General features: G+C 73.6%; 8 protein-coding genes. All 8 read left to right on the forward strand.

What is annotated here, in order from left to right:
- Position 1 precedes the first annotated feature (1 nt).
- From IEZ11_RS11430 to sbnB, 8 genes are read left to right on the forward strand one after another with little or no spacing between them, the layout of a single operon-like run.
- Positions 2–1015 carry a TauD/TfdA family dioxygenase gene (locus tag IEZ11_RS11430; protein WP_189262554.1) on the forward strand — a complete coding sequence of 338 codons (1014 nt, stop codon included), beginning with the start codon at positions 2–4 and terminating at the stop codon, positions 1013–1015.
- On the forward strand, positions 1012–2022 hold the full coding sequence (locus IEZ11_RS11435) for a TauD/TfdA family dioxygenase (RefSeq protein ID WP_189262555.1): 1011 nt from the start codon (positions 1012–1014) through the stop codon (positions 2020–2022). The genes IEZ11_RS11430 and IEZ11_RS11435 overlap by 4 nt, the downstream gene beginning before the upstream one ends.
- Entirely contained in the window at positions 2013–7061 is a 5049-nt protein-coding gene (locus IEZ11_RS11440) for a non-ribosomal peptide synthetase (RefSeq protein WP_189262556.1), read from the forward strand. Before IEZ11_RS11435 ends, IEZ11_RS11440 begins: the two co-directional genes overlap by 10 nt.
- Positions 7058–11971: a non-ribosomal peptide synthetase gene (locus IEZ11_RS11445; protein WP_189262557.1), complete on the forward strand. Its 4914-nt coding sequence runs from the start codon at positions 7058–7060 to the stop codon at positions 11969–11971. Before IEZ11_RS11440 ends, IEZ11_RS11445 begins: the two co-directional genes overlap by 4 nt.
- A complete protein-coding gene (locus tag IEZ11_RS11450; protein ID WP_189262558.1) occupies positions 11965–15078 on the forward strand; it encodes a non-ribosomal peptide synthetase in 3114 nt (1037 codons plus the stop codon). The genes IEZ11_RS11445 and IEZ11_RS11450 overlap by 7 nt, the downstream gene beginning before the upstream one ends.
- Entirely contained in the window at positions 15075–21515 is a 6441-nt protein-coding gene (locus IEZ11_RS11455) for a non-ribosomal peptide synthetase (RefSeq protein ID WP_189262559.1), read from the forward strand. The genes IEZ11_RS11450 and IEZ11_RS11455 overlap by 4 nt, the downstream gene beginning before the upstream one ends.
- The gene (sbnA, locus tag IEZ11_RS11460; RefSeq protein ID WP_189262560.1) at positions 21493–22494 is read left to right on the forward strand and encodes a 2,3-diaminopropionate biosynthesis protein SbnA; all 1002 of its coding nucleotides are present in this window, start codon (positions 21493–21495) and stop codon (positions 22492–22494) included. Before IEZ11_RS11455 ends, sbnA begins: the two co-directional genes overlap by 23 nt.
- Entirely contained in the window at positions 22491–23477 is a 987-nt protein-coding gene (gene sbnB / locus IEZ11_RS11465) for a 2,3-diaminopropionate biosynthesis protein SbnB (RefSeq protein ID WP_189262561.1), read from the forward strand. Before sbnA ends, sbnB begins: the two co-directional genes overlap by 4 nt.
- Positions 23478–23479: the final 2 nt, after the last annotated feature.

The raw sequence follows: 23479 nt of genomic DNA on the forward strand, positions 1-23479 counted from the left end.
AATGAGCGCGCCATCCCGCCGCAGTGCCCGCAAGACCACGGTCACGGTGACCCCGCAAGGGCAGGGCGGCAGCCTGCCGGCCCTGGTCCGTGGCACGGGCGCGGCCGACCTCGTGTCCTGGCTCTCGGACCACCCGGAGACCGTCGCCCGGCTCGCCCACGACAGCGGTGCCGTGCTCTTCCGAGGCTTCGGCGTCGACTCACCGGACACGTTCCGCAGTGTCATGGCCGGGCTCTCCGGCGACGTCCTGGACTACGGCGAGCGGTCCTCGCCCCGGCACGAGATCACCCAAGGGGTCTACACCTCCACCGACCACCCCGCGGACCAGCACATCGCCCTGCACAACGAGCAGTCGTACACGCTGGACTGGCCGCTGCGGATCGTCTTCTGCTGCCAGCAGCCCGCCACCGCCGGCGGCCGCACCCCGCTCGCCGACAGCCGACGGGTACTGGCCCGGCTCGGCGGCCCGACGGTCGAGCGCTTCCGGGAGCACGGCGTGCGCTACGTCCGCAACTACCTGCCGGGCATCAGCCTGAGCTGGCAGGAGGCGTTCCAGACCCACAGCCGTGCCGAGGTGGAGTCGTACTGCGCGCGGCACGACATCTCCTGCGACTGGGTCAGCGCCGAGCAGCTGCGGACCTGGCAGGTCCGGCCGGCGATCCGGCGCCACCCGGGCACCGGGCAGGAGACCTGGTTCAACCACGCGCTGTTCTTCAACAACGCCACGCTCGCCGGTGAGGTGGGCGACGGGCTGCTCGCCGCGGTCGGCGAGGACAACCTGCCGTACCACACCTACTTCGGCGACGGCAGTGTGATCCCGGCGGAGACCATCGCCGAGATCCGGGCGGCCTACCGGGCCGAGACCGTGGGGTTCGACTGGGAGCGCGGCGACGTCCTGCTCGTCGAGAACATGCTCGCCGCGCACGCGCGGGAGCCGTTCGAGGGCCCACGGCGGATCCTGACGGCGATGGCCGACCGCTGGTCGTCGGCCCCGGTGAGCGGAGCGGTCCGATGACCCCCGGCCCGGTGCGACGGCGCACGCGCACCGCCGCCGACCCGGTGAGCCGCTCGTTCGTCGACGACGACTTCTGCCTGGTGCTGCAGAGCGGCGACGGAGCTCCGCTCGCGCCGTACGTGGCGGCCCACCGCGAGGAACTCCTGGCCGACCTCGACCGGCACTGCGCCGTCCTCCTCCGCGGATTCTCGGTGCCCGACGCCGGATCCTTCGGAGCGGTCGCGCGCGGGATCAGCCCCGACCTGCTCGGCTACCTGGAACGGGCGGCACCGCGAGAGGAGGTCGCCGACAAGGTCTTCACCTCCACGGAGTTCGCCTCCGACCAGGTCATCCCGCTGCACCACGAGATGTCGTACGCGCACAACTGGCCCAGCCGGCTGTACTTCTACTGCGACCTCCCCGCGGAGACCGGCGGTGCCACCCCGCTGGCCGGCGAACGCCGGTTCACCCCGAGGCTGCCGGCGGAGATCCGCGAACGGTTCCTGCGGCACGGCGTGATGTACGTGCGCAACTACGGCGAGGAGCTCGACCTGCCCTGGCAGGAGGTGTTCCAGACCTCGGACCGCGCCGAGGTCGAGGCCTACTGCCGCGCGTCGAACACCGAGTTCCAGTGGACCGGCGGCAACGGACTGCGGACCCGCGCCGTGCGCCAGGCGATGGCCCGCCACCCGCGCACCGACGAGCAGGTGTGGTTCAACCACACCCACCTGTTCCACGTCTCCAACATGCCGGCGGAGGTGGCGCAGACGCTCATCGGCGAGTACGGCCTGGAAGGGCTGCCCCGCAACGCCTACTACGGTGACGGCTCGCCGATCGAGCCCCAGGTCGTCGATCTGATCAGGAACCTGTACCAGGAGACGGCGGTCTCCTTCCCGTGGCGGCGCGGTGACGTCCTGATGGTGGACAACTTCCTGGCGACGCACGGCCGCGAGCCGTTCACCGGCGAGCGCCGGACCCTTGTCGCGATGTCGGACCTTTACGTGAATCGAGCCCTTCCATGCCCGTAACCGAAAGCTACCGACTCTCGACCCAGCAGCGGTGGCACTGGACCGACGACCCGGACGGCCGCGTCACCGCGCAGCTGCGGACCGCGGCGTCCCTCGACCGGGCCGGGGTCGAGCGGGCGCTGGCCGCGGTGGTCGAGCGGCACGAGGCGCTGCGGCTGCGCATCGGCGACCTGACGGGTACCGGTATGCCGATCCAGGTCGTCGACGAGGACGCCGTGCTGCCGGTCCGCGCCCCCGAGGAGGAGGCCGGCCCGGCGCCGGTGACCGTGACGCTCGCGGCGGACCGGCTGACGGTCGACGCCTCGGTGCTGGTGGCCGACCGGGAGAGCCTGGTCCTGCTCCTCGACGAGTTCGCGGCGTACTACCTGGGCACGCAGCCGGCCGAGGACCCCGACCGTATCCAGTTCCTGGACGTCGCCGAGTGGCAGGCCGACGAAGCCGCCGGCGACGTGCCCGCTCAGCCCGACGCGGTCACCTCGGTAACGCTGCCCTACCGGGACACCGCGCCCGCGGACCTGACGATCGAGTGCCCGCTGTCCGACGCCGACCCGGAGCCGCGGGTGCTCGGGGCCTGGCTGCGGGCTCTTGGCCGCTACCTCGACCAGGACGCCGAGACGGTCACCGTCGCCTGGTACGACTCGGGCCGGTACCCGGACGGCACGGCCGCGGTGTTCGGCCCGCTCGGCTGCTTCGTCGCGGTCGACCTGCCCGTCGGGGCCGACGACAGCGCGCTCGGAACAGCGCTCGCCGCGGCCCGCGGCCGCAGCCTCCGGGTGGCGCCGCTGGACCGGCCCGCGGCCGCCGGGTTCGCCCTGCACCCGCGGCCCCGCACCGAACACCTCACCGCGCTGGGCACCGAGTCCGTGTCGGTGACCGCTCCGCTGCCCGCCACCGGCCTGCACCTGGAGTGTGTCGTGGAGGACGGCCGGCTGCGCCTGACGCTGCACCTCTGCGGGCCGGACACCGATCCGGCGGCCGGGCGGATGCTGCTCGAATCCGTGGCGGCCGAGCTGGCCGGCGGCGGTGCCGGGCCCACCGAGACCCAGGCACTGGCCCGCTGGGCGGGACTGGCCGGCCCGTACGCCGAGCAGACCCTGGTGGCCCTGCTCGACGACGCGTTCGCCGCGGCGGCGGGGACGGACATCGCGGTGATCGCGCCCGACGCCACGCTCACCTTCGCGGAGCTCGACCGCGCCGCGGACGCGACAGCCGACCGGCTGCGCGAACGGAACGTCCGCCCCGGGGACCGCGTGGTCGTGCTCGGCGAGCGGTCCGCGTCGGTGGTCGCGGCCTTCGTCGGCGTGCTGCGCGCCGGTGCGGTCTACGTTCCGCTCGACCCGGTGCACCCCACCGCCTGGCTCGCCGCGCAGGCACGGGCCGTGGACGCCGCACTGGTGATCGGCACGCCGGGCGGAGCGGCACTGACCGCCCTCGGCGCGCACCTGCCCACGCTGGCACTGGACGGTACCGGGCCGGCGAAGAGCGGCGAGCGGGTCCGGATCGAGCCGGCGGACCCTGCGTACATCATCTTCACCTCGGGCTCCACCGGCGCAGCCCGCCCGGTGGTGGTGGAGCACCGCAACGCGGTCGCGCTGTTCACGGCCCTCCAGGAGACCGTGTACGCCGACGCGCCGGACGGGCTGCGGGTCGCGGTCAACGCGTCGCTCGGCTTCGACGCCTCGGTCAAGCAACTGCTGCAACTCGCCGCCGGACGCACCCTGTGCCTGGTGAGCGAGGAGACCCGCCGGGACGTCCCGGCACTGCTGGACTGGCTCACCGAGCACCGGGCCGGGGTACTCGACTGCACGCCGTCCCACCTGCGGCTGATCCTGGACAGCCGGGAGCCGGGCCGGCGCCTGCCGGAGCTGCTGCTGGTCGGCGGGGAAGCCGTGGACGAGGCGCTGTGGCAGGACCTCGCCGGCCTCGACGGGGTGCGGGCGGTGAACCTGTACGGACCCACCGAATGCACGGTGGACACCACCTGGGCCCGCGTGGACGGGGCGGACACCCCGTCCATCGGCCGGCCGCTGCCCGGCCTCCGGGTCCATGTGGTGGACTCCGCGGGCCGGCCGGTGCCGCCCGGCTGCGCGGGCGAACTCATGGTCGCCGGCCCCCAGGTGGCCCGCGGCTACTGGGCCGACGAGGAGGCCGGCGCCGCACGCTTCACCGAGATCGACGGAGTCCGTGCCTACCGGACGGGGGACCGGGTCCGGTTCCTCGACGACGGCCGCATCGCCTATCTGGGCAGGCTGGACGACCAGATCAAGATCAACGGGCATCGCCTGGAACCGGGTGAGGTGGCGGCGGTCCTCCAGGCCCACCCGGCCCTCGCCCGCGCCGTCGTCGACCGGCGGCCGACGGCACCGCGAGCGGCCACGGCCCAGGGAGCGGCGACGGCCCCCGGAGCGGCCACGGCCCCCGGAGCGGCGACGGCCCCCGGAGCGGCCACGGCCCCGGACCGGCTCACCGCGTTCGTGGTGCCGCGGCCGGAGGCGACCGCCGGCCTGCTGGACGACATCGTCGGAGTGAACCCGCACGAGACCCGGTACCTCTTCGACGAGATCTTCGTCCAGCGCACGTACCTGCGGGGCGGCATCACGCTGCGCGAGGACGCGGTGGTGCTGGACGTGGGCGCGAACATCGGCATGTTCGCCCGGTTCGTCGACGCCACCTGCCCCGGCGCGCGGATCCTGGCGTTCGAACCGCTGCCCGAGCCGTACGCGCTGCTGGAGAAGAACCTCCAGGGCCGCCGCAGCCGGGTCGAGCTGTTCCCCGTCGGTCTCTCCGACCGGGCGGGCTCCGCGTCGTTCACCGTGTACCCCGGCTACTCGATGATGTCCGGCCTGGCCGCGTACGCCGACCCGGCCGCGGAGATCTCGGTGGTCCGCCGGTTCCTCACCAACCGGCGGGAGGAGGCCCTGTTCGGCGAGGTCTCGGACGTGCTGGCCGACCGGTTCACCCCGGACACCGCGCAGGTCACCCTGCGCCGTCTCTCCGACGTGCTCGCCGAGACCGACGTGACCCGGGTCGACCTCCTCAAGATCGACGTACAACGGGCCGAACTCGACGTCCTGCACGGCATCGACGACGCACACCTCGCGCTCGTCCAGCAGGTCGCCCTGGAGGTGCACGACGACACCGGCGGCGCACCGGACGGCCGGGTCAGGGAGATCGAGGAGTACCTGCGCACCCGCGGCTTCGAGGTGGTCACCGAACAGGACGACCTGCTGGCCGGCACCGACCGGTACGCGGTCTACGCCGTCCGTCCGGAATACCGCGAGGACCCCCGGCCGGTCGCCGAGCCGCCCCTGGCCGTGCCCGACGCGGCGCTGCTGCGGCAGTGGGCCGCGCAGCGGCTGCCGGAGCCCTTCGTCCCGGCCGAGGTGGTCTACCTGGACGAACTGCCGCTGACCGCGAACGGCAAACTCGACCGGAACGCGCTGCCCGCCCCGGGACAGCAGGACCGGGTCGTCACCGAGCCGACCACCACCGGCGAACGCGCGCTCGTCGCGGTCTGGGAGGAGGTGCTCGGCCGCACCGGGATCGGCATCGACGACGACTTCTTCGCCCTCGGCGGAGACTCGATCCGGGCCATCCGGATGCGGGCGGTGGCCGGGCGCGCCGGGCTGCGGTTCTCGCTGCGCACGGTCTTCCGCGCCGTGACGATCCGGGCGCTGGCCGCCGAGATCACCGGCCAGGAGCCCGCCGCCGAGCCGCCCGCTCCCGAGCGGACCGCCTTCGACCTGATCGACCCGGCGGACCGCGAGCGGCTGGCGGGTGACGTCGTGGACGCGTACCCCATGACCGCGCTGCAGCTCGCCATGGTGTACCACGCCGAGACCTCGCCGGACAGCGGCAGCTACCACGTCGTCACGGTGGTCACGGTGCGCGGCGACTGGGACCCGGCGGCACTGCGGTCGGCCGCGGCCCGGCTCGCCGCCCGCCACGAGGCGCTGCGTACCTCCTTCGACCTCGCCGGCTACCGGACACCGCTGCAACTCGTGCACGAACACGTCGAGATCCCCTGCCGTACGGAGGACCTGACCGCTCTCACCGCGGCCGGGCGCGACGAGCGGATCGCCGTGCTCGTCGCGGCGGAGGAGGCCGCGCGCTTCGACTGGCGGGCGCCGATGCTGCGGCTGGCCGCGCTGCGGACCGGCCCGGACACCTTCGAGCTGGTGCAGACCCATTTCCACGGGGTGCTCGACGGGTTGAGCCTGCAGCTGATGACCGAGGAACTGCTCGCCGAGTACGACCGCTGCCGGCTCGGACAGCGGGCGGAGCAGGCACCGACGCTGCCCTACCGCCGCTATGTCGAGGCGGAGCTCGCCGCCCAGACCGACGAGGACACCCGCCGGTACTGGCGCGAGGCCCTGTCCGGCGTCCGGCCCCTGCTGCTGGCCAGCACCGAGCGCCCCCGGATGAGCAGGGCGCTGGTCCTCCGCTACGACGAGGTGCCCGCGACGACGTTCGTCCGGGCCGCCGAGGCGGCCCGGGTACCGGTCAAGTCGCTGCTCTTCACCGCGCACGTGCGGGCCCTGGCGGTGGCGGCCGCACGTACGGACGTGGTCACCGGACTGGTGATGAACGGGCGCATCGGTGAGGAAGGAGGCGACCGGACACTGGGCCTGTTCCTGAACACCGTGCCGGTCGCGGCGGAGGCCGCCGCCGAGCCGGCCCACCTGTGGCGGACCGAGCAGTCCCTGATCGGCCACCACGCCCTCCCGCTGGTGGACATCCAGCACTGCGGCACCGGCGCGCCGCTGTTCGACACGTTCTTCAACTTCGTCCAGTTCGAGCAGTCCGAGCCGGCCGGCACACCGGACGGTGCCCGGGTGACCGCGGAACGCGACCACGTCACCGACGTCGGCTTCGCGGTCGCCACCCACGCCGAGATCGCCGACGACCGCCTGCGGGTGACCGTCCAGTACGACCCCGACCTGGTCGGTGCGGACCGGCTCGACGCCTACGCCGACACGCTGCGCGCCGAACTGGACGCGGCGATCGCGCCGACGCACACCCTGGAGGGCCCCCGATGAGCATCGTTCCGCGCAAGCGGCGGCAGCGACCGGACACCGCCGGGCCCGTCGCGCCCGCGTCCGGACAGGACCGGCCGCTCTCCGCGGCGCAGCAGCACCTGTGGCTGATGCACCGACTGCACCCGGACAGCTCGCTCTACAACATCCCGCTGCTGCTGCGGCTGCGCGGCCCGCTCGACGTCGGTGTGCTCCAGCGGTGCCTGCGCGACATCGTCGCCCGGCACGACATCCTGCGCACCCGGTTCCCGGACCGCGCCGGAGTGCCGGTGCAGGTGGTCACCGAGGGCGCCCATGTACCGCTGCCGGTGCACGACATCGCCGCCGAGCCCGACCGGGACCGACGGCTGCGCGAGCTGCTCGACGAGGAGACCCACGCGCCGTTCGACCTGGCCGAGGAGGCTCCGCTGCGGGCGGCCGTGGTGCGCTGCGCGGCCGAGGAGCACGTGCTGGCACTGACGTTCCACCACATCGTCTTCGACGGGTCCTCGGCCGCCGTGCTCCTCGCCGAACTGGGCGAGCTGTACTCGGCCCGCCTCTCCGGCCGGGCGCCGGACCTGCCCGAACTGCCCGTGCAGTACGCCGACTTCGCCGAGCGCGGCCGGACGGACGGGGCCGGCGAGCAGCTGCGCTACTGGCAGCAGCGGCTGGCCCCGCCGCCGCCGACGCTGCAACTGCCCGCGGACCACTCCCGTCCGGCGGTGCAGAGCTACCGCGGATCGGTCGCCGAGTTCGAGGTGAGCGCCAAACTCGCCCGACGGGTGGCGGAGTTCGGCCGGGAACAGGGCGTGACCCCGTTCGTGGTGTTCCTCTCGGCGTTCTTCGCGCTGCTCGCCCGGTACACCGGCGAACGGGACCTGGCCGTCGGCATTCCGGTGGTCCGCCGTCCCGACCCCGATCTCGACGGCCTGATCGGATGCTTCGTCAACACCCTGGTGATCCGGGTGGACACCGCACCCGAACTCGGCCTCCACGACCTGGTCACCGCGACCGCGGAGGCCGTCTACGACGCCTTCGACCACATGGACGTGCAGTTCGACGAGGTCGTGCAGGCGGTGCAGGCCGACCGGGACCCGAGCTACTCACCCCTGGTCCAGGCCAGTTTCGGACTGCAGACCGCAGAGCTGACCGGCGAGCTGAGACTGCCGGGCATCACCGTGGACACACTCACCGACACACAGGTGTCCGCGAAGTTCGACCTCAGTCTGGACCTCATCCAGCAGGGTGACGTGTTCCGCGGCGAGATCGAGTACGCCACCGACCTGTTCACCGCGGAGACCGCGCAGCGAGCCGCAGGCCACTGGGTGCAGCTGCTCGGCGCGCTGCTCGACGATCCGGGCGCCCCGGTCGCCGCGGTGCCGATGCTGACTCCCGCGGAGCGCGAACACCAACTCGTCACCTGGAACGACACCGGGCTCGCGATCGGTGATCTGCTGACCATGCCGGAGCTGTTCGACGCGCAGGCGGCCCGCACACCGGACGCGCTCGCCGTGGTCAAGGGCTCCGACCGGCTCACCTACGCCGAGCTGGAGCGCCGGGCCAACCAGCTGGCGCACCTGCTGCGCGGCCGGGGGGTGGGTACGGAGACCCCGGTCGGTGTGTGCATGGAACGCGGCGTGGACGTCGTCGTCGCCTTCCTCGGCGTGCTGAAGTCCGGTGGCGTCTACGTACCGCTGGACCCGGACTATCCGAGCGACCGGCTGGAGTACATGCTCGGCCACGCGGCGGTGCCGGTCGTGGTGAGCACCACCGCCACCGTCCGCGAGGTTCCCGCACTGGCCGACGCCCTGCGGCTCGACGAGGAGCGGGCGACGCTGGACACGATGCCGGACACCGCTCCCGTGGTCGCCATCGACCCGGACCAGCTCTCGTGCATGTTCTACACGTCCGGATCCACCGGCACCCCGAAGTGCGCGATGGTCACGCACCGCAACTACGTGAACTACTTCCGTTTCTGGGAGCACACGTACCTGCGGGACACCCCGATGCGCTCGCATCTGCAGATGACCAGCTTCGCCTTCGACATCTTCGTCGCGGACGCCACCCGGGCCCTGTTCAGCGGGGCGAAGCTGGTCGTCGTCCCGCACGAGACGGTGATGTCCCCGCCGGACCTCCACGCCCTCATGGTGCGCGAGGAGGTGAACAGCGCCGAGTTCATCACCCCCATCCTCGCGGCGCTGGCCGATCACCTCCAGGAGGCGGGCCTGCGGCTGGACTTCCTCGATCTGCTGGTGGCCGGCAGCGACATCTGGTACTCCCGGGACTACCTGCGGGTACGTGATCTGTGCCGGGACGACACCCAGATCGTGGCCGCGTACGGGCTCAGCGAGACGGCCATCGACAACGCCACGCTCGCCCGGCACGAGGGCCCGACGAGCGAGGACGGCATCGTGCCGATCGGCCGGCCCACCGCCAACACCCAGCTCTACGTGCTCAACGAGTGGCTGCAGCCGCAGCCGGTCGGAGTGCCGGGCGAACTGTACGTGGGCGGGGTCGGTGTGGGCCGCGGGTACCACCGGGACGCCCGGCAGACCGCGCGAGGGTACCTGCCCGACCCCTTCTCCCGCCTGGCCGGGGCCCGCATGTACCGCTCCGGCGACCTGGCGAAGTTCCGCCCGGACGGGGTGCTGGAGATCCTGGGCCGGATCGACAACCAGGTCAAGGTGCACGGTTTCCGGATCGAGCTCGGCGAGATCGAGTCCGCACTGCGCGGACACCCGGCGGTGGACAACGCCGTGGTGGTGGTGCGCCCGGCCGCGGTCGGCGGCGACGCACGGCTCGTCGGCTACGCGACGCTGCTGGACGGCGAGGCCGAGGTCGACCTGGTGGCCTTCCTGACCGAATGGCTGCCCGCCTACATGATCCCGTCGGTGATCATGGTGCTGGACGCGCTCCCGCTCAACGCGAACGGGAAGATCAACCGCCGGGCGCTGCCGGAGCCGGCCACGGCGGACGACGCCGCCGGCGACCATGTGCCGCCCCGGACACCGACCGAGCGTCGCCTCGCCGAGATCTGGGCCGAGGTGCTGCGCGCCGACCGGGTCGGCCGCCACGACAACTTCTTCGCTCTCGGCGGCAGTTCGCTGATGCTCACCCAGGTCGCGGCACGCATCCGGCGGTCGCTGCACCGGGAGGTGCCGCTGCGGACCATCTACCAGTACCCGACGGTGGCCGCGCTCGCCGCGGAGCTGGTCACCCGCGCGGACCAGGGACAGGAACAGACCATCGCCGCCGCGCCGCGCGACGCGGCGCTGCTTCCCGCCTCGCCGGCCCAGGAACAGCTCTGGTTCCTCGACCGGCTCAACGGCGGCGACGTCAGCTACCACGTGCCCGCGGTGCTGCGGCTGACCGGACCCCTGCGGGTGGACGCGCTGGAGGAGGCGGTGCAGCGCCTGGTCGCCCGGCACGAGATCCTGCGCACCGTCTTCTCCTGGGCCGACAGCCGGCTGCACCAGACGATCGGCAAGGACGTCCGGGTTCCGCTGAGCCGCCGTGACCTCTCCCAACTGCCCGAGCCGCAGCGGACCGAGGCGCTCGACATGCTGATCAGGGCCGATGAGCGCGGGGCGTTCGACCTCGGCCAGGGGCCGCTCGTCCGGGCCATGCTGATCACCCTCGGCGCGGAGGAGCACGTCCTCCTGCTGACCCAGCACCACATCGTCACCGACGGCTGGTCGACCTCGGTGCTGTACCGGGAACTCGGTGAGCTCTACGCGGCCGCCGCACAAGACCGGGCGCCGGGCCTGCCGGAACAGCGGCTGCAGTACGCCGACTTCGCGGTGTGGCAGCGGGACTGGCTCGCCGGTCCCGACGGGCAGCGGCAACTCGACTACTGGAAGGACCGGCTGACCGGCGCGCCCGAGGTGCTGGCCCTGCCGCTGGACCGGCCGCGGACGGCCGGCACCGGGAACGTGGACGGGGCGAGCGTCTCCGTCGCCGTCCCGGCGGACCTCCACCGCGACCTGCTGGGAGTCAGCCGGGCGCACGGTGTGACGCTCTTCATGACCCTGCTGGCCTCGTTCGGGGTGCTGCTCGCCCGCCGCACCGGGCAGCGCGACCTGGTGATCGGTACGCCCACCGCCGGGCGTACCCGGCTGGAGCTGGAGCCGCTGCTCGGCTTCTTCGTCAACACCGTGGCGCTCCGCTTCGACCTGGCCGGGGACCCGGCCTTCGCCGAGGTGCTCGAACGCGTGCGGGAGACCGCCCTGGGCGCCTACGAGCACCAGGACGTGCCCTTCGAGCGGGTGGTACAGCAGATCGGCCCGCGGCGCGACGCCCGCCACCATCCGGTCTTCCAGGTGCTGTTCGCGGTGGACGACGACGCGGCCGCCGAACTCGCCCTGCCGGGGCTGGAGGTGGAGGAACTGCGGACCGAGTACTCGACGGCCAAGTTCGATCTGGACCTGTCGGTCGAGCACACCGGGGGCGAGCTGCGGGCCTCGTTCGGCTACCGGACCGACGTCCTGGACGCCGCCACCGTCGAGGCGCTCGGCGCGGCCTGGCTCCGGGTGCTGGCCGAGGCGGTGCGGGATCCGCGGCGTCGGGTCGCCGAGTTCGACCTGCCCTGGCCGGACGGGAGCGCCGACGCGGCCCCGGACCCGGACACCGGCGGCGATGCCGCACCGGACGCGGCGGCGCTGCCGGTCATCGGCCGGATGTGGGCGGAACTGCTCGACCTGGAGGACGTACGCCCGGACGAGGACTTCTTCCTGCTCGGCGGACACTCCCTGCTGGCCATGGACATCACCCTGACGCTCTCCGACCTGCTGGGTCTGACCGTGCCGGTACGCGCCGTGTTCGAGCACCCGACCCTCGGCGGCTTCACCGCCGAGGTGGGGCGGCGCGCCCGCGAGGCGGGCATCGACGACCTGGCCGGCCGGCTCTCCGCCGACGAGGGCGACGCCCGGTGGTGACGATCGCCGAGCGGTTCCGGGCGCAGGTCGCCCAGCACCCGGACCGCGTTGCCCTGGCCGAGGACGGCTCCGTCCGCACCTACGCCCGACTGCTCGCGGACGCCGAGGCGTTCGCGAGCGGGCTGACCCGCCTGGGGGTACGGAAGGGCACGCTCGTCGGCATCGCGGGCGGTCGGTCGGCCTCCTTCGTCACGGCGCTGGTCGGCACGGTGCTGGCCGGTGCCGGATACGTGCCGCTCAACCCGGGGCACCCGGCGGTCCGGCTGCGGCGGATCGCGGCGAAGGCGGACCTGCGCCTCGTGGTGCGCACGGGCGACGGACCCGGACCGGAGGCGGCGGCCCTCCCGGACCGGACCCGGCTGCGCACCGCGGCGGAGGTGCTCGACGAGGGCGACGCCGACACCGCCCCGGACGAGAACGCGCCGTTCGAGGACGTGCCGTTCGAGGACGTGCCGTTCGAGGACGTGCCGTTCGAGGACGTGCCGGACGAGAGCGTGCCGGCCTACGTCATGTTCACCTCCGGCAGCACGGGCGAGCCCAAGGGCGTCGTCGTGGGCCAGGCCGGCGTGATCCGGCTGGTGTGCGGAGCGCGCTACGCGGGTTTCCGCCCGCAGGACAGGATCGCGCACGGCGCCGCCCCGGAGTTCGACGCGGCCACCCTGGAGATCTGGGGCGCCCTGCTCAACGGCGCGGCCCTGCACATCGCCGATGCGGAGACCATGGCCCGCCCGGCGCTGTACGGCGCGTTCCTGCGGCGCGAGCGGATCACGTTCGCCTGGCTGACGGCGCCGCTGTTCCATCGTATGGCGGAGCACGATCCCGGCATGTTCGCCCGTCTGCGGGTGCTGATGACCGGCGGGGACGTGGTCTCGCCCAAACACGCGGCCCTGGCACTGGAACACTGCCCCGGACTGGAGCTCTACAACGGGTACGGGCCGACCGAGAACACCACCTTCACCACCGTGCACCGCGTCACCCGGCCGGTGCCCGAGCCGATCCCGATCGGCCGCGCGATCGAGGCCACCGACCTGTTCGTCTGCGACGACCGGGGCGATCCGGTCCCGGACGGCACCGAGGGCGAGCTGTGGGTCGCGGGGGCCGGGGTCGCCCGGGGCTATCTGAACGACCCGGAGCTGACCGCGACCCGTTTCCGCGACGGCCGGTACCGCACCGGTGACCGGGTCACCCGGGACACGGCGGGCGTGCTGCACTTCCACGGCCGGGTCGACCAGCAGGTCAAGATCATGGGGCAGCTCGTGGAGCCCGCCGAGGTCACCGCGGCGCTGCGCACCCTGCCGGAGGTGCGGCAGGCGCACACGGTGGCCCGGCGGGACGCGGCGGGCGAGGCACGGCTGATCGCGTACGCCGTCACCGACGGAACCGGCGCGGGCCCCCTGCGGTCGGCGCTCGCCCGGCTGCTGCCCGGCTACCTGCGGCCGGCGCGCCTGCTCGTCCTGGACGAACTGCCGCTCGGACCGACCGGCAAGGTGGACCACGGCCGACTGCCCCTGCCGGACGAGGCCGGACCGGCCGACGCGGGCGAACCGGCCGACGAGGACGTGCCGGCCGACGAGGACGTGCCGCCCCTGCACCGGCTGTGGGCCACCGTGCTGGGCTGCCGGGCGTCGGACCTCGATCCCGACAGCGGCTTCTTCGACATCGGCGGCGACTCGTTGAAGCTGGCCCGTCTGCTCGACCTGATCGACCGGCGGATGGGGCGCAGCCTGCGGTTCGCCGACGCCTACGAAGCGGACACGCTGCGCGAGATGGCCCGGCGGCTGGCGGCCGCACCGGCGGCGGTCCCGGCGATCCCGGCCGGCACCGGTTCGACCGGCGCGGTCCACCCGAGCCAGCGCGGCCTCTACGCGCTGTGGCAGGCCCGGCCCGACTCGCTCGCCTACAACATCCCGATCCGGCTCGACCTCGACGGCCCGCTGGACCCCGACCGGCTGCGGGCCGCCCTGCGCACCCTGGTCCGCCGGCACGACGCCCTGCGCACCCGGCTCTTCGTCGACGCCACGGGACTTCGCCAACAGGTGCTGGACGAGGCCGAGTTGGCCTGGGAGTCGGTACCGCCCGGCGACCCGGACACCGAACTCGCGGGTTTCGTCAGGCCGTTCGACCCGGCGGTGCCACCTCTGCTGCGCGCCCGGCTCGCCGGTTCCCGCCTCTACCTGGACCTGCACCACCTGATCGCCGACGGGGTCTCGGTGCGGGTACTCGTCCAGCAACTGCTCGACCTGCACGAGGGCGAGGCCGAGGGCGCGGTCCGGCCGGTGGTGCGCTGGCTGGACGCGGCCGAGTGGTGCGCCGAGCGGGCCACCCGTGACCACGGGTACTGGGTCCGGGAACTGGACGGCATGCCGGGAGCCGGCACGCTCGTCACCGACCACCCGCGCCCGCCGCGCCCGGGGGACGCGGGCGCCCGGGAGCGCCGCGACCCGGTGGCCGCCGCCCTGCTGACCCGGGCCGCCCGGTCGCACCGTACGACTCCGTTCGTGGTGCTGCTCGCCGCCTACGCGACCACTCTGGTCCGGACCGGCGGCGCGACCAGCCTGGTGATCGGAGCGCCGATGCACGGACGGTCGCACCCCGACCTGGCCGACACGGTGGGCATGTTCGTCACCACGGTGCCCGTACCGGTGCGGATCACACCCGGCATGAGCCTGGCCGGCCTGGTGTCCGACCTCGACGCCACGCACCGCCGTGCTCTGGACCGCCAGCACTTCGCGTTCGACGGCCTGGCCGTCGGCCGCGGCGCACGGCCGGGCACCCGCAACCCGCTGTTCGACGCGTTCCTGGCGCTGCAGAACATCGCCGTCTACGCGTACTCCGCCGGGAATCTGCGCGCCCGTCTGGAGCTGCTGCCGACCGGCAGCCCTCGGTTCGACCTCAATCTGCAGGTCCACGACCACCCGGACCGGCTCGTCGCGGACCTGGAGTACGCCACCGACCTCTACACACGGGATTCCGCCGCCCACCTCCTGGACTCCGTGCTGGCCGTCGTCGCGGAGCTCGACACCGCGCCCGACGAGCCGGTGCTGCGCGGTCCGGCCGTTCCCGACCACGCCGACGAGGCCGACTTCGACTACGGAGCGATGCAGTGACCAATGTGATTGCGGGTCGGGCGGTACCGGGGGTCCCCGAGGCGACGTCGTACTGGCTCGCCTGGATCGACGCGCTCCCCGAAGCCACCCTGCTCTGCCGGGACCTGCTCGGGACGGAGCAGGCCGACCGGCCCACGGCGACGGCGACGGCCGCTCTGGACCCGGCCGTCGCCGCGCGCGCGGCCGCGGTCACCCGCGACGACCCCACCCTGGTCCAGGTGCTGTCGACGGCGGTGACCGCACTGCTCGCGGCCGTGCGGACGGACACCCGGGACGTCTGCGTGCTGACGGACTCCGGCGGGCGCGTCTTCCCGGTGCGGATCGTCGTCGACCCCGGGCAGTCCGGTCGGCAGCTGCTCTCCGCGGTCCGGGAGGCGTACCTCACCGGAGCCCGGAACCTCGGTGTGTCCCCCGAGGCGCTGCTGCGGCGCGAGGGCGTCGTCCCCACCGACTTCGCGGTCGTGGGCACCGATGTGCGACAGCCGCCCGCGGGGAGCACCCTGGGGTTCTCGATGGCGGACGGCCGGCTGTCGGTGAGCTACCGCACCGATCTGTTCCTGGCGTCGACGGCCGACCGGCTGGCACGCACCTTCACCAGGATCCTCACCGAGCTGCTCGACCCGGCCGGGCCGGGCACGCTGGGCCCGGTGCTCACCTCGGTGGACCCCGCCGAGGCCGAGCGGCTCGCCGCGGTCAACCGGACCGGTCGTCCCCGGGCCGAGGGCGTCCTCCTCCACCACGGCCTCCAGGACGGGGCCGCGCGGTTCCCGGACCGGGTGGCGGTGCGCGACGACGGCACCACCTATGCCGAGCTCAACCAGCGAGCTAACCGGCTGGCCCGGCGGCTGCGCGAACTCGGCACCGGCCCCGGCGACATCGTCGGGATGGCGGTGCCCCGGTCCACGGACGAACTGGTCGCGCTCTACGCCATCGTGAAGGCCGGCGCCGCGTACCTGCCGATCGACACGGCGCTCCCGGCGGCCCGGATCCGGCACATGATCGAGGAGAGCCGGGCCCGGATCGTCGTCGGTGCGCGGTGCCCGGGTGCCGAGGTGCTGGTCGATCCGGCCGACCCCGGGCTCGCGGCGCTGGACGGTACGGACCTGCCGGACCTCGCGGGCGAGGACGATCTGGCGTACGTCATCTACACCTCGGGGTCGACCGGGACGCCCAAGGGCGTGATGGTCGAGCACCGGGCCATCGTCAACCGGCTGACCTGGATGCAGCGGGCCTACCCACTGGCCGCCGACGACGTCGTCCTGCACAAGACGCCGGTCTCGTTCGACGTCTCGCTCTGGGAGATCTTCTGGTGGTCGATGGCCGGCTGCTCGGTGAGCACGCTGCCGGTCGGCGCCGAGCGCGAGCCGCTGGCCATCCTGGACCGCATCCGGGAACACGCCGTCACCACGCTGCACTTCGTCCCGTCGATGCTCCAGGCGATGCTGCCCAGACTCCGCAACCGGCGTCCCGAGGGGCTGCGGCGCATCTTCGCCAGCGGGGAGGCGCTGAGCGCCGAGTCCGTCCGGCTGCTCAGGGAGGCGTACCCGGACGGGGGACCCGCCCTGATCAACCTGTACGGGCCCACCGAGGCGGCCGTCGACGTCACCCACTACGACTGCACCGGCCACGACGTGCGTCGGCCGGTCCCGCTCGGAGTCCCCATCGACAACCTGCGCCTGCGGATCCTGACCCGGGACGGCCGTCCGGCGCCGGTCGGGGTGCCGGGCGAGCTGTACCTGCTGGGCGCCGGGCTGGCCCGCGGCTATCTGCGCGCCCCCGCGCGTACCGCGCAGCGCTTCGTGCCGGACGCCCAGGAGCACGGCGAGCGTGCCTACCGGACCGGCGACGCGGCCCGGTGGCTGGAGGACGGCTCGGTGGAGTACCTCGGCCGCCTGGACACACAGGTGAAGATCCGCGGGCACCGGATCGAACTGGGCGAGATCGAACACGTCATGCGCGGGGTGGCGGGCGTGACGGACTGCGCGGCGATCGCCGTCGACGGGATGCTGCGCGGGTTCGTGGTCGCGGACGGACCGGATGCCGAGGAGACCGTGCGGGCCGCTCTCACCGAGCGGCTGCCGGCCTACGCGGTGCCCGCGCGGATCCGCCGGATCACCGAGATCCCGCACACCTCGAACGGCAAGCGGGACCTGAAGGCGCTGGCCGCGCTCCGCACCCGGACCGGCCGCGGCACACCCCGCGGCGAGACGGAGACCACGCTGGCCGGCATCTTCTCGGGCGTGCTCGGCGGCGGGCCCGTCGGCGCCGAGGACAACCTCTTCGACCTCGGCCTCGACTCCATCAGGTTCATCGGCGCGCTGGCCGCGGCCCGGCCGGCCGGTCTGGAGTTCACCCTCCAGGAGCTGTTCGCCCATCCGACCGTGGCCGCGCTGGCCCGGGTGGCGCGCCGGGCCGAGGACACCGACGAGGACCGGCCCACAGCGCCGTTCGCCCTGCTCACCGGGGAGGACGCGAAGGCCGGGCTGCCCGCCGACGCGGTGGACGCGTACCCGCTGACGCACTTGCAGCGCGGACTGCTCTACGAGGTCGCGACCCGGGACGCGGCGGTCTACCACGACGTGTCCGGCTATCGCTACGACGGGCCGCTGGACTGGCCGCTGTTCCTGCGGGCGGCGCGGGAGGCGGCCGACCGGCACCCGGCGTTGCGCACCTCCTTCCACCCCGGGCGCCAGCCGGTCCCGGTGCAGGTGGTGCACCGGACGGCCCCGGACTGGTGCCGGCCGGTCGACCTGTCCGGCCGGACCGAGGCGGAGCAGCGCGCCTACCTCGCGGCGGCGGTCGAGCAGGAGCTGCGGGCAGGCTTCCCGGACGGCGAACCGGGCCTGGTCCGCATGCGGGTCTGCGATCTGGGCGGCGAACGCCGGCACCTGCTGCTGAGCTATCACGCGGCGGCGCTCGACGGATGGAGCGTGAACCGGCTGCTGCACGACCTCTTCGCCCACTACGGGGCGCTGCGCACCACCGGCGCCCCCGCCCGGCTCGCCGAGCCGGTGGGCTTCGAGCGCTTCGTCGCGCTGGAACAGCGCGCCGTGGCGTCCGCCGAGCACCGGGAGTTCTGGCACGGCGTGCTCGACGGCGCGGAGCCGACCGGGGTGCCCCGGCTGCCCGACGCAGGCCTGGACGCGGCGCAGACGCTGCGCACGCTCGACGTCCCGCTGGACGCCGAACTCGGCACGGAGCTCAGGGCCCTCGCCGGCCGGATCGGCGTACCGGTGAAGTCGGTACTGATGGCGGCGCACCTGGCGGTGCTGGCCTTCGTGTCCGGTCGCGTCGACGTCACCACCGGATACGAGCTGAGCGGCCGTCCCGAGCAGCAGCACGGGGACACCACCCTCGGGCTCTTCCTCAACACCCTGCCGCTGCGGGCGCGGACCGATGCCGACAGCTGGACCGAGCTGATCCGCCGCGTCCACGCCTCGGAGGTGGCGCTGCTGCCGCACCGGCGTTTCCCGATGGGCGAGCTGGTCCGGGAGGCGGGCCGCGACCTGTTCGAGGTGGTCTTCAACTTCACCCACTTCCATGTGCTCAACGACCTCGACCGGCAGCACGGGTTCCGGCTCCGCCGTGTCTCGGTGCACAGCCAGACCGAGTTCCCGCTGCGGGCGGAGTTCTTCCGGGACGCCCTGGACGGCACGGTCGGCCTCAGCCTGCACTACGACGGCTCGGCCTTCGGCACCCGGCAGATCGAGCGCATCGCCGGTTACTACCGGACCGCTCTGCGGCTGCTGGCCGCCGACCCCTCGCAGGCCCCGGCGGCCCGTTCGCTGATGGACGACGCCGAGGCACGGCAGCTGGCCGCCTTCCGGTCCGGACCCGACCACGAGGTGCCGGGCGAGACGGTGCTCGACCGGTTCGCCGAAACCGTCGCCGCCCGGCCCGACGCCGTCGCCGTCCAGCACGCGACGGACGCGCTCGGCTATCGCGAGCTGGACCGGGAGTCCCGGCGACTGGCCGCGGGCCTGGCCGCGCGAGGCGTACGGCCGGGCGAGGCGGTGGGCGTGCGGATGACCCGGGGCCTGCCGTGGGCGGTGGCCGTGCTGGGCATCCTCCGGGCGGGCGCCGTCTATCTGCCACTGGCGCCGGGGGACCCGGACGAGCGAGTCGCCCGCATGGTCCGGCGGGCCGACTGCCGACTGGTGCTCACGCGGGCGGAGTACGAGGCGGTCCTCGAAACGGCGGAGACCCGGGCGGCCGACCTGACCGCGGCGGCTGACCTGACCGAGGTGGTTGACCCGGCCGAGGTGGTCGTGGCGATAGAGGCGGCCGGCTCGGCCGAGGTGGTCGTGGCGAACACGGCTGACCCGGCCAAGGCGGCGGACCCGACCGAGGCGGCCGACCCGACCCCGGTGGTCGAGGCGGTGGTGGCGGCCGGTGATCCCGCCTATGTCATCTTCACCTCCGGCTCCACCGGTGAGCCCAAGGGCGCGACGGTGACCCACCGCGGCATGCTGAACCACCTCCAGGCCAAGATCGTGGACCTCGGTCTCGGCGGCTCCGACGTGGTGGCCCAGACCGCCTCGCAGTGCTTCGACATCTCCGTCTGGCAGTTGCTCGCGGGGTGGCTCACCGGCGGCCGGTCGGTGATCGTCGACGACGTCGTCGACCCGGCCGATCTGTGGCGGACGGTCGGCGACACCGGGGTGACCGTCCTGGAGGTGGTCCCGGCACTGCTCGACGCACTGCTCGACGACCCCGCACGGCCTGCCGGACTCGGCCCGCTGCGCTACCTGATGGTCACCGGCGAGGCGTTCCAACCCGCCCTGGCCCGGCGCTGGTTCGCCGCGTACCAGGTGCCGGTGGTCAACGCGTACGGGCCGACCGAGGCCTCCGACGACATCACCCACCACATCGTCACGGCACCGGTGGACACCGAACGGGTACCGGTGGGGCGGCCGGTTCTGAACACCACGCTGCACGTGGTGGGAGAGAACGGAACGGCGGTCCCCATCGGCACCCTCGGCGAGATCCTGGTGAGCGGTCCGGCGGTAGGCGCCGGCTACGTCAACGATCCGGAGCGGACGGCTGCCGCGTTCCCGCCCAACACCCTCGACGACACCTCCCCGCGGCTCTACCGCACCGGCGACCTCGGCCGCTGGCTGCCGGACGGGCTGCTCGACTGTGTCGGCCGGCGGGACCAGCAGGTCAAGGTACGGGGGTACCGGATCGAGCTGCCGGAGATCGAGCAGGCGCTGACCCGGGTGCCCGGCATCACGACCGCCTTCGTCTTCGTCCGCCGCCAGGCCGGGCAGAGCCTGCTGGCCGCCCGGTACAGCGGTGCGACCGGCCTCGACGCGGCCGCGATCCGTGCCGAACTGGCCCGCGAACTCCCCGCCCACATGCTGCCGGACGTCATCGCCCCGCTCGCCGAGGTGCCGTTGAACGCGAACGGCAAGGCGGACCGGCCCGCCATCGCCGCCCTGCCGCTGCCGCAGTCGGAGCGACGCCGGCCCCGGCCGCCCGCGACGGCGGCCGAACGGGAGGTGGTCGCCCTGTTCGCGGCCGCCCTCGGCCTGCCCGCCGACGCCGTCGGCGCCGACGGCGACTTCTTCGAACTGGGCGGCCACTCGCTCAGCGCGATGGCGGCGGCGGCGCGCTCCGGCGGCCGGTTCGGCGTACGCGAACTGCTGCGCCACCGCACCGCCGAGGCACTGGCACGGGCCACCGGGCCCACCGACAGCGGCCTCCTCGCCGAGATCGCGGCGGCCGACCGGCCGGAGCTGACCGTGGTGTGCTTCCCGTACGCGGGCGGTTCCCCGGTGGGCTACCTGCCGCTCGCCAAGGCTCTGCAGGAGTCGCTTCCCGTACGGTTCCTGGTGCTGGACCTGCCGCCGGGAGCGGACCCCGACCCGGGCCGGCTGCTGGGCACCCTGGTGGCGGAGCTGGACCAGGTGGCGGGACCGCTCACCCTGCTGGGCCACTGCGCGGGCGCGGGACCGGCACTGGCGCTCGCCCGCCGGCTGCCGTCCGGGCGGGTGGCGTCGGTGGTCGTCGTCGGCAAGACGCTCAAGTCGGTCGACCCGGCGGACCATCCCGTGCGGGAGGTCCTGGACGCCCCGGACGAGACGGTCCGGGACTGGGCGGTACCGGACACCGAGGCGCCGGACCAGCCCGCGCCGACGCCGGACGAGGTGGCCGCGCTGCGCCGTGACACCGCGCTCGGCAATGCCTTCCTGGCCGATCTGCTGCGCGCCGGCGAGCCGTTGACCCGGCCGTTCACCGTCGTCGTGGCCGCCGACGACCCGGTGGTACCCGATGTCGCGGGCACCGTGCCGAACTGGGCGCTGCTCGCCGCCGATCCGCGCGTGGTCGGCGTCCCCGACGGCGGCCACTACCTCAACCGGACCCGGCCCCGACTGCTCGCCTCCCTGCTCATGCCCGCCACGGAGACGCCACATGCGCAACCCGACCGTGCCTGACCCCGGCGAGGACTTCGTCCCGCTGACCGGCCTGCTGCCGCACGCCGAGCTGTGGCTCAAGCTGGAGTCCCGCAACCCCGCCGGGTCGATCAAGATGAAGACCGCGACCGCCATGATCGACGCGGCCGAGCGCTCCGGGCTGCTCCGGCCCGGCGCCGAGCTCATCGAGTCGACCTCGGGCAACCTCGGCGTCGCGATGGCCGCGATCTGCGCGGCCCGCGGCTACCACCTCACCCTGGTGACCGACCCCAACAGCAACTACCGCAGCGTCCAGCAGATGCGGGCGCTCGGCGCCGAGGTGGTGGTGGTCGAGCGGCGCGACGACAACGGCGGCTATCTCGGTTCCCGGATCGCCTACATCAGCCTGCGGCTGGCCACCGAGCCCGGCCTCGTCTGGCTCAACCAGTACGCGAACCCGGCGAACGTGGCGGCCCACCGGGACGGCACCGCGGTCGAGATCTGCGAGCGGTTCGGGGTGCCCGACTGGCTGTTCGTCGGGGTGGGCACGTCGGGCACGCTGATGGGCTGCGTGGAGCACTTCGCCGGTCTCGGCACCCGGCCGACCGTGGTCGCGGTCGACGTGCTCGGCTCGATCACGTTCGGCGGCGCACCGGCCCGCCGGCTGATCCCCGGAATGGGAGCGAGCCGGAAGCCGGAGATCTTCGCGCCGGGGGAGTACCGCCGGGTCCTGGTCTCCGAACGGGACACGATCGTCGCCTGTCGCCGGATCGCGTCCCGGTACGGCCTGCTCGTCGGCGGCTCGACCGGCACCGTGGTGGCGGCGGCCATGGCCCACCGGCACCGCCTGCCGCCCGGCAGCCGGGTGCTGGCGATCTCGCCCGACCTCGGCGGCGCCTATCTGGACACCATCTACGACGACGGCTGGGTCGCCACCCATTTCGGCGACGAACTGCTGCGGGACAGCGCGAGGTCGGCGCGCAGACCGGTCCGCGAAGAGCTAGTGAAAGCGAGAACATGACTACGACGACTTTCTCGGTGGTCGGCGGACCCGCCGTACGGGCGGCGCTGGCCGGTGCCGAGCAGGACGTGATCGACCGGGTGCGCGAGGCGTATCTCCTGCACGACGCGGGGCGGACGGTCAACCCGGACAGCTACTTCCTGCGGTTCCCGGAGAAGCCGGACAGCCGGATCATCGCGCTGCCGGCCTTTCTCGGCGGCGAGGCCGAGACCGCCGGGATCAAGTGGATCTCCAGCTTCCCGGGCAACCACGACCGGGGACTGCCCAGGGCCTCCGCGGTACTGGTGCTCAACGACTACCGCACCGGGTACCCGACGGCGCTGCTGGAGTCGGCGGCGATCAGCGCCGCCCGCACCGCCGCGTCGGCCGCGCTGGCGGCCGGGGTCCTCCAGGACGCCCCGCCGCGCAGCTGGGGCGTGATCGGCGCCGGAGTGATCGCCCGGGAGATCTGCCGCTACCTGGCCGCCACCACGCCGGTACCGCCGGTGGTGCACTGCCACGACCTGAACCCCGGGGCGGCCGAGCGTCTCGCGGCCGGGCTGCCCGGCGGCCGGGCCGCGGACCTGGCCACCGCGTGCGACGCCGACCTGGTCGTCTTCGCCACCACGGCTCTGCGCCCGTACCTGCCGGCGGACCACCGGTTCCGGCCCGGCCAGCTGGTCCTGCACGTGTCGCTGCGGGACCTGGCACCGCAGACCGTGCTGCACGCCGCGAACATCGTCGACGACGTGGACCACTGCCTGAAGCAGAACACGTCACCGCACCTCGCCGAACAGCTCGCCGGTGACCGGTCGTTCGTGACCGGGACGCTCGCCGGTGTGCTGCGCGGGGACATCGCCGTCCCCGACGACCGGCCGGTGATCTTCTCCCCCTTCGGCATGGGCATCCTCGACCTCGCCGTGGGCCGTTTCGTACTCGACCGGGCCGTCGCGACGGGCACCGCCACCGAGATCTCCGACTTCTTCGCCCCGAACGGAGCGTGACC

Origin of the sequence: Streptomyces fuscichromogenes, assembly GCF_014645815.1 — a bacterium.
Classification (GTDB): domain Bacteria; phylum Actinomycetota; class Actinomycetes; order Streptomycetales; family Streptomycetaceae; genus Streptomyces; species Streptomyces fuscichromogenes.

What these genes read in the sequence shown, in the direction of transcription:
- sbnB (WP_189262561.1), top strand. Translation starts at nt 22,491, where the DNA reads ATGACTACGACGACTTTCTCGGTGGTCGGCGGACCCGCCGTACGGGCG.
- IEZ11_RS11435 (WP_189262555.1), top strand. Translation starts at nt 1,012, where the DNA reads ATGACCCCCGGCCCGGTGCGACGGCGCACGCGCACCGCCGCCGACCCG.
- sbnA (WP_189262560.1), top strand. Translation starts at nt 21,493, where the DNA reads ATGCGCAACCCGACCGTGCCTGACCCCGGCGAGGACTTCGTCCCGCTG.
- IEZ11_RS11440 (WP_189262556.1), top strand. Translation starts at nt 2,013, where the DNA reads ATGCCCGTAACCGAAAGCTACCGACTCTCGACCCAGCAGCGGTGGCAC.
- IEZ11_RS11430 (WP_189262554.1), top strand. Translation starts at nt 2, where the DNA reads ATGAGCGCGCCATCCCGCCGCAGTGCCCGCAAGACCACGGTCACGGTG.
- IEZ11_RS11445 (WP_189262557.1), top strand. Translation starts at nt 7,058, where the DNA reads ATGAGCATCGTTCCGCGCAAGCGGCGGCAGCGACCGGACACCGCCGGG.